At 61.0% G+C, this 12062-nt stretch carries 7 protein-coding genes, 1 pseudogene and 1 riboswitch; of the genes and pseudogenes, 2 read left to right on the top strand and 6 right to left on the bottom strand.

Annotated features, from left to right (window positions below; genetic code table 11):
* Positions 1-36: 36 nt before the first annotated feature.
* The 6 genes and pseudogenes from G9X67_RS19700 to clpP all read right to left on the bottom strand — a co-directional run bounded on the left by G9X67_RS19700 (position 37) and on the right by clpP (position 9110).
* A pseudogene (locus G9X67_RS19700) lies at positions 37-2246 on the bottom strand (esterase-like activity of phytase family protein).
* 83 nt (positions 2247-2329) lie between these two features.
* A complete protein-coding gene (locus tag G9X67_RS19695) occupies positions 2330-3229 on the bottom strand; it encodes a DMT family transporter (RefSeq protein ID WP_138328262.1) in 900 nt (299 codons plus the stop codon).
* Between the two features lie 91 nt (positions 3230-3320).
* A riboswitch (FMN riboswitch) is annotated at positions 3321-3475 on the bottom strand.
* 123 nt (positions 3476-3598) lie between these two features.
* Complete coding sequence (hupB, locus tag G9X67_RS19690; RefSeq protein ID WP_003547346.1) at positions 3599-3874, bottom strand: DNA-binding protein HupB; 276 nt, start codon at positions 3872-3874, stop codon at positions 3599-3601.
* Between the two features lie 206 nt (positions 3875-4080).
* The gene (gene lon, locus G9X67_RS19685) at positions 4081-6498 is read right to left on the bottom strand and encodes an endopeptidase La (RefSeq protein WP_029872855.1); all 2418 of its coding nucleotides are present in this window, start codon (positions 6496-6498) and stop codon (positions 4081-4083) included.
* Positions 6499-6899: 401 nt separating this feature from the next.
* The gene (gene clpX, locus G9X67_RS19680; protein WP_003547337.1) at positions 6900-8177 is read right to left on the bottom strand and encodes an ATP-dependent Clp protease ATP-binding subunit ClpX; all 1278 of its coding nucleotides are present in this window, start codon (positions 8175-8177) and stop codon (positions 6900-6902) included.
* Positions 8178-8480: 303 nt separating this feature from the next.
* Complete coding sequence (gene clpP / locus G9X67_RS19675) at positions 8481-9110, bottom strand: ATP-dependent Clp endopeptidase proteolytic subunit ClpP (protein WP_003547334.1); 630 nt, start codon at positions 9108-9110, stop codon at positions 8481-8483.
* 376 nt (positions 9111-9486) lie between these two features.
* Here clpP and G9X67_RS19670 point away from each other — a divergent pair, with 376 nt between their 5' ends.
* Positions 9487-10740 carry a GGDEF domain-containing protein gene (locus G9X67_RS19670; RefSeq protein WP_138328263.1) on the top strand — a complete coding sequence of 418 codons (1254 nt, stop codon included), beginning with the start codon at positions 9487-9489 and terminating at the stop codon, positions 10738-10740.
* Between the two features lie 59 nt (positions 10741-10799).
* The gene (locus G9X67_RS19665; protein WP_171599445.1) at positions 10800-12044 is read left to right on the top strand and encodes a cytochrome P450; all 1245 of its coding nucleotides are present in this window, start codon (positions 10800-10802) and stop codon (positions 12042-12044) included.
* Positions 12045-12062 lie beyond the last annotated feature (18 nt).

The following is a 12062-nucleotide window of genomic DNA, read 5'->3' as shown; positions in this document are numbered from 1 at the left end:
TTTTTACGGGGAGAGGGCTAGGGTGAGGGGCAGCTTTCAGTTTGTCGCGCTCAGCTCGACCGGGAAGAACAGGGTCTCGCCGGAGGAGTCGCTGACGCCGTCATTGTCGGTGACCGCGTAGGGTTTGCCCGACGCGTCGAAGGTGAAGCCTTCGAGCTTGTCCAGCACATAGCCATTGGTCGCGGTCTTGAGCTGACCGAGGAAGTCATGGGCTTCGGTTTTCTTGACGACCGGCAGCTCGCCGCCGAGCTTGGCGGGCTTCAGCTCCGATATCGCGACCTTGTAGAGCTTCTTCAGCCTGGCGGCATCGCCGACAAGGTTGTCGCGCTCGATGATGTAGACGCTGTCGCCCTGAGCCGATATTTCCGACAGACCGACCCAGCCGCTTTCCGTCTTGTCGAGCGGATAGCGAACGGCACCCCATTCCTTCTTCTTCGGATTGTAGGAGACGAGCTTGACGAAGCCCTTCTCGTCGTCGCTCCACTCGCGCTGGACCGCCATCCAGAGCGTGGTGTCGTCGCCGGTGCCGACAATGGTCACGCCTTCGAAGCCGTAGCGGATTTCGTTGGCGACGAGCTCCTTCGGCAGGGCGATCTCGGCTTTGATGTCACCCTTGGCATTGACGTTGTAGAGGGCGTGCGGAACGAGACGCTCGCTATAGCCCTCCGAGGCGAGCCAGAAGGAGCCGTCAGCGGCAGCCGCAATGCCTTCGATGTCGAGCTTCTGCGCCGGAGCGCCGTCACGCTTGACGACGAGGGCGTCGGTGATGACGGCCGGCTTCTTGCTGGCATCGATCGTGTAGATCGTCGGCTGTGAACCCAGAACGCTGTCGCTGACGGCGTAGAGCATGCCCGGCTTGCCCGGAACGGCAGCGAGACCCGAAAGGGCTGCGAAGCCGATCGGATTGCCGTCCTTCTCGGCGGAGACGATCTGCGGATAGGCCTTCTCGCCTTCCGAGCGCTCGTAGATCATCACATGGAGCGCGTGCCGCCGTCCTTGCCGAGATCGACCTCGTTGGCGGTCGCAAAGAGATTGCGGGCGGGAATGGCGATCGCGCCTTCCGGCGAAATGCCTGATGGCAGCAGTTGGACGAGTTCGGGATCGGCGCCGGTATCTTTGAAAACGCCGACCACCGAGGCGCGCTCGGCGAGCAGGAAGAAATACTTGATGTCACCGAACTTGGCGGCTTCGAGGCCTTCCGGCTCGACGCCCTTCGATCCCGAGCGGCTTTCCGGATAGTGGCCGATATGGGTGACGGCGCGTTCGAAGGAGGCGCCCGATTCGTAGAGAAGCTTGCCCGTCTTATCGAAGATGGTGAAGCCGCGCGAGCCGCCCTGGTAGTCGCCTTCATTGGCAACGACGAGGCGGTTGTCGTCCAGCCACTTCACGGCGTCGGGCTCGCGCAGCACACCTTTGGCTTCGCCTGAGAATTTCAGGGCGCCGTCACGCTTGGTGTCGATACCGGTGAGATCGACGCTGCCGGCGGAGAAATGCGTCTTCACTTCAGCCGTGTTGGCGTCGATGATGACGATCTCGTTGTTTTCCTGCAGCGTCAGGGCAATCTCGTTCAGGCCGTTGAAGGCGACGAATTCCGGCTCCGGATCCTCCGGGGCGACGCCGGTAAGCCCGGTCAGCGTCACGTGCTTGATGGTGCCGCAATCGACGGTGCCGTTCTTGACCTGGAAGACGACGAGATCGCCGGCCGGCATCTGCGGGATCTTGCCGTCATTGACGTCTTCGTCGCGCTCATTTTCGATTGCGATGGTGCCGAGCGTCTTGTCCTTGTTGAGGGCGATCGAATCCGGCTGACCACCGAGATCGCACGTGTTTTCGATCTTCTTGGTCGCCACGTCGACGATCGCCAGACGGCCCGAGGGCTTCGCCTTGCTTTCGGAGGTGTTGACGGCAACCAGCGCCTTGCCGGCGCTCGAGGTGACCGAAGTCGGCTCGCCGTCCATCATCAGCGCGCCGCCTGCCTTGGGGGCCTTGGCATCGGTAATGTCGATAAAGCCGATCGCGCCGAGCGGGCTGTCGCTATAGATCAGCGTGTTGCCGTCGTCGGTCGCGGTGATGATCTCGGCGGAGCTCACCGAAAGCTTGTCCTTGTCGGCCGGCAGGTTCTCTGCGACCGGGAAGGAAGCGATGCGGTTGAAAACCGGCTCGGCCGCGGCCGGAAAGGCTACCGATGCGAGAAGCACGGCAGCAAGCGCTGCGCTGCGCGATGAAATTGTCATGAAATCCCCCATGTGTCGAACATTCGAAACATGAGTTTTCTGCGGGAGCCGCATGACAGAGGCATGACAGATGCGGCATTTTGCGTCAAATCATGTCAGGCAAGTTTCCGCTCCCGGCGCATCTCGTTTCGCATGATGAACAGCGAAGCAGACAGGATGAGAGCCGCTCCCAGCCAGAGGTAACCCGCCGGCGCATAGCCGAAGAACAGCCAACCGGCCAGCACGTTCAACGGCAGCTTCAGATCGTCGAACGGCTGGACGTAGGCGGCATCCGCTGCGGCATAGGCAAGCGTCAGGAAATACTGCGCTACGGCAGTCAGCAGCCCCGCCAGCAGGAACAGAGCAAGGGTTGCGCCCGTCGGCACTGCAAAGCCTGCCGCAAGCGCCAGCCCGCCGTTTATCGGCGTCAGCAGAACGAGCAGCCAGACGGTGATCGTCTCCGGCCGTTCGATGCCTGTCAGGCTCTTGGTGATCAGCGACGAGGCGCCCCACAGCAGCGCCGAAAGCACAGGCAAGAGAGCCGCCCAGCCAAAACCATCAGACCATGGCTGCAGAATGATCATCGCTCCGGTGAAGCCCGCCGCCGTCGCTGCCCAGCGGGCCGGGCCGACGCGCTCACCCAGAAAAAGCCGGGCGCCCAGAATGATGAAGAAGGGCGAGGTCATCACCAGTGCGATCGCCTGCCAGATCGGCACCGCGGCAAGGCCGGCGACCCAAGCCTCGACGCCGAGCGCGGCAAGCACGACGCGCGCAAGGTGACGCCAGGGATAGCGCGTGCGCATCGCCGCAAGGCCGAGCCTCTTCAGGAACGGCAGCGAAAACAGGAAGGCGAAGCCATATTGCCAGAAGGCTGCCGACGCCGAGGGAAAGGCAAGCTTCATCGTCAGCCATTGGGTGACGACGTTGAGAAGCGAAAAGGCAATGCCGGCAAGGACCATCCAGAGTGCCCCGACAACGGCGCGGGATGGCTCGACGGCAACGGAAGTCTGATTCATGTCTTTCATCCATAAAAGGGACCAACATAAATCAGGACGCATGAACCCCGACAGGCGACACAGGGCAACCCCCGCCCTTCGCACGGCCGACGCTCATTCTCTTCCATCCGGACTTTAACCGTCGGCTCCGGAATCGCACCGGATCTGCTGACCCTTCCCCCGCTTGGACACGAGAGAAGGCGCTCGCGGGCTCAGGCCGAAACCCTCACCGCCGGTGGGGAGTTTCACCCCGCCCTGAGAACAGAAACGTCGTAGATTAAAGCCCGGGCGACAGCAAGGCCCGCCAAAGCAAAAGGGGTCCGGCAAAGCCGAACCCCTCTTAAATCCTGCACAACCGGTCTCGTTTCCGGCTGGTGGGATAATCTCAGATCAGCCGTTGACGGCGTCCTTCAGGCCCTTGCCGGGCGTGAATTTCGGCACGTTGCGAGCCGGAATGTCGACTTCAGCGCCCGTCGACGGGTTACGGCCCTTCGATGCGGCACGATGAGAAACGGTGAAGCTGCCGAAACCCGCGAGGCGAATGTCGCCCTTGTTCTTGAGTTCAGCCTGGACAACGTCGAAAACCGCGTCAACAGCGGAAGCCGCGTCAGACTTCGTCAGTCCTGCCTTTTCGGCTACTGCGGACACGAGTTCATTCTTGTTCATGTTTCCACCCCTTTCTAAATGGTATGAAACGACTCAAAAGTAAGCTAGGCGCAGAATAGGTTTCATCAGGCCCGCCGAAAACCCAAAAGCCCTGCAAATCAAGGAAAAGCAAGCGTCTACATGACGTTTTCACAAAAAAGGCTGGCGTTTCCGCCAGCCTTTTTCCGTGTTTTGGGCCAATTGGGCATAAATGTGGCAAAGGCCACTCAATGCGCTATGGTTGCGCCTGTCTCATCGAGGCCTTCGACCGATGTGATGACCGGCGTTTCCACCGTGCCATCCCATTCGATCGGCTCCGGCCGCCGGATCAGCGCATGCTTGATCACCTCGCCCATGCGGGATACCGGGATGATCTCCATGTTGTTCTTCACGTTGTCAGGAATCTCCGCCAGGTCCTTGGCGTTTTCCTCCGGAATCAACACCTTCTTGATGCCGCCGCGAAGCGCTGCGAGCAGCTTTTCCTTGAGACCACCGATCGGCAGCACACGGCCACGAAGGGTGATTTCGCCGGTCATGGCCACATGCCTGTCCACTGGAATGCCGGTCATGATCGAGACGATCGCGGTTGCCATGGCGACGCCTGCCGAGGGGCCATCCTTCGGCGTCGCGCCTTCCGGCACGTGCACGTGGATATCGCTCTTGTCGAAGCGCGGCGGCTCGATGCCGAAATCGACAGCGCGCGAGCGGACATAGGAGGCCGCTGCCGAGATCGATTCCTTCATGACTTCCTTCAGATTGCCGGTGACGGTCATGCGGCCCTTGCCCGGCATCATCACGCCTTCGATGGTCAGCAGTTCGCCACCGACTTCCGTCCAGGCAAGACCGGTCACGACGCCGACCTGATCCTCGCCCTCTGCTTCGCCATGGCGGAAGCGCGGGACGCCCAGATAGTCGGAGATGTTGGCAGCCGTCACGTGAACGGCCTTCGTCTTGCCCTTGATGATCTCGGTGACCGCCTTGCGGGCGAGTTTCATCAGCTCGCGCTCGAAGTTGCGGACGCCGGCTTCGCGGGTATACTGCTGGCTGATCGACATCAGGGCGTCGTCGCTGACCGAGAATTCTTCCGGCTGCAACGCATGTTCCTTGATGGCCTTCGGCAGCAGGTGCCGCTTGGCGATTTCGCGCTTTTCATCCTCGGTGTAGCCGGCGATACGGATAATCTCCATGCGATCCATCAGAGGCGCTGGAATATTCAGCGTATTTGCCGTCGTGATGAACATCACATCCGACAGGTCGTATTCGACTTCCAGATAGTGGTCCATAAAGGTCATGTTCTGGGCCGGATCGAGCACTTCGAGCAGGGCCGAGGACGGATCACCGCGATAGTCCTGGCCGAGTTTGTCGATCTCGTCGAGAAGGAAGAGCGGGTTGGACTTCTTCGCCTTCTTCATCGACTGGATGACCTTGCCGGGCATCGAGCCAATATAGGTGCGGCGGTGACCGCGGATTTCGGCTTCGTCGCGAACGCCGCCAAGCGCCATGCGGACATACTCACGGCCGGTCGCCTTGGCGATCGACTGGGCGAGCGAGGTCTTGCCGACGCCCGGAGGACCGACGAGGCAGAGGATCGGGCCTTTGATCTTGGTGGCACGGGCCTGCACGGCCAGATATTCGACGATGCGCTCCTTGACCTTGTCGAGACCGAAGTGATCGGCTTCGAGGATCTTCTCGGCATTGTTGAGATCGGCCTTGATCTTCGACTTCTTGCCCCAGGGAATGCCGAGCAGCCAGTCCAGATAATTGCGCACGACGGTGGCTTCCGCCGACATCGGGCTCATCTGGCGCAGCTTCTTCAGTTCCGCATCGGCCTTTTCACGGGCTTCCTTGGACAGCTTGGTCTTGGAGATGCGCTCTTCCAGTTCGCTCATCTCGTCGCGGCCTTCCTCGCCGTCGCCGAGTTCCTTCTGGATCGCCTTCATCTGTTCATTGAGGTAGTATTCGCGCTGGGTCTTCTCCATCTGGCGCTTGACGCGCGAGCGGATGCGCTTTTCGACCTGCAGGACCGAGATCTCGCCTTCCATGAAGCCGAGGGCCTTTTCGAGGCGCTGTTTGACGCTGGTGGTCTCCAGCATCTCCTGCTTCTCGGTGATCTTGATCGACAGATGCGAGGCGACCGTATCGGCGAGCTTGGAATAGTCGTCGATCTGGCTTGCGGCGCCGACCACTTCGGGCGAAATCTTCTTGTTGAGCTTCACGTAGCTCTCGAATTCGGAGACGACCGAACGCGACAGGGCTTCCAGTTCGACCGGATCGTCATGCGGCTCCTCGAGCACATGGCCGAGCGCCTCGTAAAAATCCTCGCGGCTGGTATAAGTGTCGATCTCGGCGCGGGCGCGGCCTTCGACCAGAACCTTCACGGTGCCGTCGGGCAGCTTCAGGAGCTGCAGCACGTTCGCCACGGTGCCTACATTGTGGATCGCGGAAGGATCCGGATCGTCGTCGCTGGCGTTGATCTGCGTCACCAGCATGATCTGCTTGTCGGAACCCATGACCTCTTCGAGCGCACGGATCGACTTTTCCCGTCCGACGAACAGCGGCACGATCATATGCGGGAAAACCACGATGTCGCGCAGGGGCAGAACAGGGTAGGCAGTGCTGCTCGCTACAGACGTTTTCTTCGTCATTTTATGTCCTTTCCATCGTCCCGTTGCCGGGCTCTCTGCACGGCCGCTTGGGACCGGCCGGCAATCTCACTTGTTGCTACAAGTGGAGGTTCTGACTACGCTTTTCAAGCCACGCTAACGCCCGCGTCCCTCGGATGTGACAGCTTTATTACAACGGAACGCCAACACTATGAAGCGCGTGGCTGGACCGGCGCTTACCACTTCCGACCCGGCTAAAATGCAAACGCCAGCAAGAGGCTTACGGATCATTGCATCATTGCCAAGCACTACCCCTTGCGCAACATCGGCAAAGGCAATTTCGGTTCCCACCGGCAAATACTAACAGCGCTTCGCATGGTTTTTCAAATAGAAAGGGGCCTGCCTATGGCAAGCCCCCAAAATAATCACACGAAAGCCTAAGCTCACGCCGAAGCGTTGGCCTTTTCTTCCTGGCGATCGGCATAGATGTAAAGCGGACGGGCCGAACCGCGCACCACTTCCTCGGAGATAACGACCTCGCGAACGCCTTCCAGCGTCGGCAGTTCGAACATCGTGTCGAGCAGGATCTTCTCCATGATCGAGCGAAGGCCGCGGGCGCCGGTCTTGCGCACGATCGCCTTGCGGGCGATTTCGCGAAGAGCGTCCTCGTGGAAATTCAGTTCCACATCCTCCATCTCGAACAGGCGCTGATACTGCTTGATCAGCGCATTCTTCGGCTCGGACAGGATCTGGATCAGCGCGTCCTCATCGAGGTCCTCGAGCGTCGCCAGAACCGGCAGACGGCCGATGAACTCGGGGATGAGGCCGAACTTGACCAGGTCTTCCGGCTCCAGTTCGCGCAGGACCTCGCCGACGCGGCGGTCATCCTGCGACTTGACGCTAGCGCCAAAGCCGATCGAGGTCTTCTCGCCACGGGCAGAGATGATCTTGTCGAGGCCGGCAAAAGCGCCGCCGCAGATGAACAGGATGTTCGTGGTGTCGACCTGCAGGAATTCCTGCTGCGGGTGCTTGCGGCCGCCCTGCGGCGGAACGGAAGCGACCGTGCCTTCCATGATCTTCAGCAGCGCCTGCTGCACGCCCTCGCCCGAGACGTCGCGGGTGATCGACGGGTTGTCGGACTTGCGCGAAATCTTGTCGACTTCGTCGATGTAGACGATGCCGCGTTGCGCACGCTCGACATTGTAGTCGGCCGACTGCAGCAGCTTCAGGATGATGTTTTCGACATCCTCGCCGACATAACCGGCCTCGGTCAGCGTCGTCGCATCGGCCATGGTGAAGGGAACGTCGATGATGCGGGCGAGCGTCTGGGCAAGATAGGTCTTGCCGCAGCCGGTCGGGCCGACGAGCATGATGTTCGACTTCGCCAGCTCGACTTCGCCGTTCTTGGAGGCGTGCGCCAGGCGCTTGTAGTGGTTGTGAACGGCAACCGACAGGATCTTCTTCGCCTGCCGCTGGCCGATGACGTATTCGTCGAGGACCTTGATGATGTCCTGGGGCGTCGGAACGCCGTCGCGGGACTTGACCATCGAGGACTTGTTCTCCTCGCGGATGATGTCCATGCACAATTCGACGCATTCATCGCAGATGAAGACGGTCGGTCCGGCAATCAGTTTCCGGACTTCGTGCTGGCTCTTTCCACAGAACGAACAATACAGAGTGTTCTTGGAGTCGCCGCCGTTGCTGCCGCTGACCTTGCTCATATCACTTTCCTTCCAGCACGCCGCATTTCAAGGCGAAATCGCGGTCCACTCTATCAGCTCCTGGCGGCACTCCGTTTCCGGAGCCTTTGCCGAGAAGGGCTTCAGGGGCTACGAACCGGGCCCAACCAATCATGTCCTGGCCCCGGCGGCAACGAATTCCCCTTCGAATGCCGAATGCTATGTCACAAAAATTCAACATAGCATTAATAGTTACTATTAGCGTCTTCGTCGCCGGATGAAAGCCCTTGTTCAATCACAAATGGGATAGAACTGTGGCGAGGAAAACACCATCCCTATTAATTACTAGGCCTGTTCGCCTTCCATTTCGAGGCGCGACGTCAGAACCTTGTCGATCACGCCCCAGCTCTGGGCTTCGTCCGCATCCATGAAATGGTCACGATCGAGCGTCTTTTCAACTTCCTCGTAGGTGCGGCCGGTGTGCTTGACGTAGACCTCGTTCAGGCGGCGCTTCATCTTGAGGATGTCGCGGGCGTGGCGCTCGATGTCCGAAGCCTGGCCCTGGAAGCCGCCCGAGGGCTGGTGCACCATGATGCGGGAATTCGGCGTGGCAAAGCGCATGTCCTTGTGGCCGGCCGCGAGAAGTAGCGAGCCCATGGATGCGGCCTGGCCGATGCAGAGCGTCGAAACCGCGGGCTTGATGAACTGCATCGTATCGTAGATCGCCATGCCGGCGGTGACGACGCCACCGGGCGAATTGATGTAGAGGGCGATTTCCTTTTTCGGGTTTTCGGCCTCGAGGAAGAGCAGCTGGGCGCAGACGAGCGTCGCCATGTGGTCCTCGACAGCACCTGTCAGGAAGATGATGCGTTCCTTCAACAGGCGGGAATAGATGTCGTAGGAGCGTTCACCGCGGTTGGTCTGTTCCACGACCATCGGAACGAGGGCCATTGCGGTATCGACTGGGTTTCTCATGTGCGTCCTTTGTCAACGTCTCGCCGGCCGGCGCCGGGAATCAAAGAAAAATGTCTTACCCCTACATAGAGTGTCCCGGCCCTCCTCTTCAAGACACGCATGAGGATAACGTTAAGAAGGCGGGGCAAGGCGGCTCCTGGTAGCCTCTTTCCCCCAAACGCCTGTTAACGGCGAGCCCTTGGTACGGTCTCCCCCGGCTTTTCTCCATGACAGGATGAAGGAAGGCTTACTCTATTCGACTGTGCTCATACACGTTTACCCAACGGAAAGCCTACCGGCAGATATCGGCCTGAAACAATGCCGCGGCGCAGCAACATTAAGGAAGTGGCGAGCTTCCTCGGCAAGGATGTGAACGGACAGACAAGGGGTTGCTGCCGTGTTCAATTTCGCTACAGGTCTCGCCATCTGGTGTTCCGAGGCCATGACGCTCGCTTTGGTGCTGTTCGTCGCCTGGCGCCACAACGTCAGGAACGAGGCCTATCTCTATTGGGGCCTGGGCTTCCTGCTGACCGGCATCGGCTTTGCGATGGTCGCGCTACGCGGCGAAATCCCCAGCGTGCTTTCAGTAGAGACGGGCAATGCCATCGCCCTGCTCGGCCAGAGCGCCTGGGTGGCGGGTTTTCTGGCACTCGACCGCAAGCGGATCGAATGGTGGGCACTGCTGCCGCCGGCAATCTGGCTCGCCGGTGTCTTCCTGCCCTGGGTCAACAGCGATTATTCCAACCGGGTGGTGCTCTACAACCTTGCTTCGGCGACGGGTGCGACGGCACTTGCCATGGCGGTCGCCGCCGGCGACATGCGCCGTGAGCGTACCCGCATCAAGCTGATGGGTGTGTTCATCCTCCAGGGCTGCCTGTGCTTCGGCTCGGCGCTGACGATGGCATTGACGATGCCAAGCGATATCGAGGCGACCAATCTCGGCGGTGCCTCCGCCATGGCCAGCGCCTTCCTGCTGACCATCGCCTTTGCGTTCACCTGCCGTCTGATCATGGAGCGCTCTGAACGGCACCTGCGTGCCCTCACCCTGACTGACTCGCTGACCGGCGTGCTCAACCGCCGCGGCCTGCTCGGCTATTTCGACGGCATCCAGGAACGGGCTCATAACGAGCAGCGCCAGGTCGCGGTGATCCTTTTCGATCTTGACCATTTCAAGCGCGTCAACGACCGTTTCGGCCACCAGTCCGGCGATGCCGTGCTGACCGCCTTCGCGCGCATGGCCCGCCAGTATATTCCGAACAACATCTTCGGCCGCATGGGCGGCGAGGAATTCGCCGCCTTCGCCGCCGTCGCGGACCAGACGGAAGCCGAGGCGATCGCCGAAGCGATCCGCACCGAATTCTGCCGTCTTCCCGTCAGCACCGGCGAAGCGATCGTTCCGGTCACCGTCAGCATCGGCATCGCGCTCGCCTCCTCGATCGAAGCCAATATCGACAAGCTGATCTCGGCCGCCGACCGGGCGCTCTATGCGGCGAAGGCCGCCGGCCGCAACTGCACGGTCACCTTCGGCGAAGCGGAGGCCGCAGCCCCTGCACCGGCCACGCCGAGCGGCAATGCCGGCGAACTCGTGCCGACGGTCGACGACCAGGTCGACGCGCTGCGACGCATGGGTACGCTGTCACGAGCCGGGTAGTCCGGGATCGCTTGCCCCGCATCTTCCCGAGGCCCGGCAAATCCGCTAAGCCTCGGGGCATGATGATCCCATCCTTTCTCTCGATCGACCGCGCCAACCGTCATGTCTCGCTGGACGGCCGCAACCCGGCCTTCTACGGCGACCCGAATGCCGTCTATGCCGCACTTCATGCCCATTGCCCGACCTTCTACTGGAGCGAGCAGAAGCAGTGGTTCTTTACGGGTTACGACCATGTGAACGGCCTGCTCCGCGACCGCCGCTTCGGCCGGCAGATCCTGCATATCGCCAGCCGCGAGGAGCTCGGCCTTGCCGAGCCGATGCCGCATCTTGCCAGTTTCGATCTCTCGGAACGTTATTCCCTGCTCGAACTCGAACCGCCGGAGCACACGCGGCTGCGCACGCTCGTCAACCGCGCCTTCGTTTCCCGCCATGTCGAGAAGATGAAACCTGAGCTTGCCGAACTCGCCAACCGGCTGATCGACGGCTTCGCGGAGAAGCGCGAGATCGAGCTGCTCTCGGCCTTTGCCGACATCATCCCGGTGACGATGATCGCCCGGATGATCGGCATTCCCGAAGAGATGGGGCCACAACTGCTCGCCTGGTCGCACGCCTATGTCCGCATGTACATGTTCGGCCGTACGCGCGAGCAGGAGGAAGAGGCCGAACGGGCGGCGAAGGAATTTTCCGACTACGTCAAGACGGTGATCGCCGAACGCCGTGCGACCCCACGCGACGACCTGCTCACCCACATGATCCATACCGAACACAAGGGCCAGTATCTGACCGAAGAGGAGCTGGTTTCGACGACGATCGTGCTGCTCAATGCCGGGCATGAGGCGACCGTGCACCAGATCGGCAACTCCGTGCGCACCATTCTCGACAGCGGCTGCGATCCGGCGGACCTCTTCCGGGACGAAGCGACGACGGGACGCACCGTCGAGGAAACCCTGCGCATCTGCGCGCCTGTCCACATCTTCCAGCGCTGGGCCCTGGAGCCTGCCGAAATCGACGGCGTCTCCTTCAAGCGCGGCGACAAGGTCAGTCTCATCCTCGCCGCCGCCAATCTCGATCCGGCGAAATTCGCCGATCCCCTCACCTTCAAGCCCGACCGCAACGAGGCGGCGAACCTCTCCTTCGGCGCCGGCATCCATTTCTGCATCGGCGCGCCACTGGCGCGGCTGGAGCTCAACGTCGTGCTGCCGATCCTGTTCGAGCGGCTGGCCGGCCTCAAGCTGGCAAAGACACCCGTGGTCAAGGATGTCTACCATTTCCACGGGCTGGACCGGCTGGATTTGCAGTGGTGATCCATTCCTCTCCGGCGT

The organism is Rhizobium sp. WYCCWR 11152 (assembly GCF_013087615.1).
Lineage (GTDB): Bacteria > Pseudomonadota > Alphaproteobacteria > Rhizobiales > Rhizobiaceae > Rhizobium > Rhizobium indicum.
This window is presented reverse-complemented; position numbering and strand designations above follow the sequence as displayed.

Excerpts from the sequence above, each read along its gene's own strand:
- clpX (WP_003547337.1), bottom strand. The coding sequence starts at position 8,177 with ATGAGCAAGGTCAGCGGCAGCAACGGCGGCGACTCCAAGAACACTCTG.
- hupB (WP_003547346.1), bottom strand. The coding sequence starts at position 3,874 with ATGAACAAGAATGAACTCGTGTCCGCAGTAGCCGAAAAGGCAGGACTG.
- lon (WP_029872855.1), bottom strand. The coding sequence starts at position 6,498 with ATGACGAAGAAAACGTCTGTAGCGAGCAGCACTGCCTACCCTGTTCTG.
- G9X67_RS19695 (WP_138328262.1), bottom strand. The coding sequence starts at position 3,229 with ATGAATCAGACTTCCGTTGCCGTCGAGCCATCCCGCGCCGTTGTCGGG.
- G9X67_RS19665 (WP_171599445.1), top strand. The coding sequence starts at position 10,800 with ATGATGATCCCATCCTTTCTCTCGATCGACCGCGCCAACCGTCATGTC.
- clpP (WP_003547334.1), bottom strand. The coding sequence starts at position 9,110 with ATGAGAAACCCAGTCGATACCGCAATGGCCCTCGTTCCGATGGTCGTG.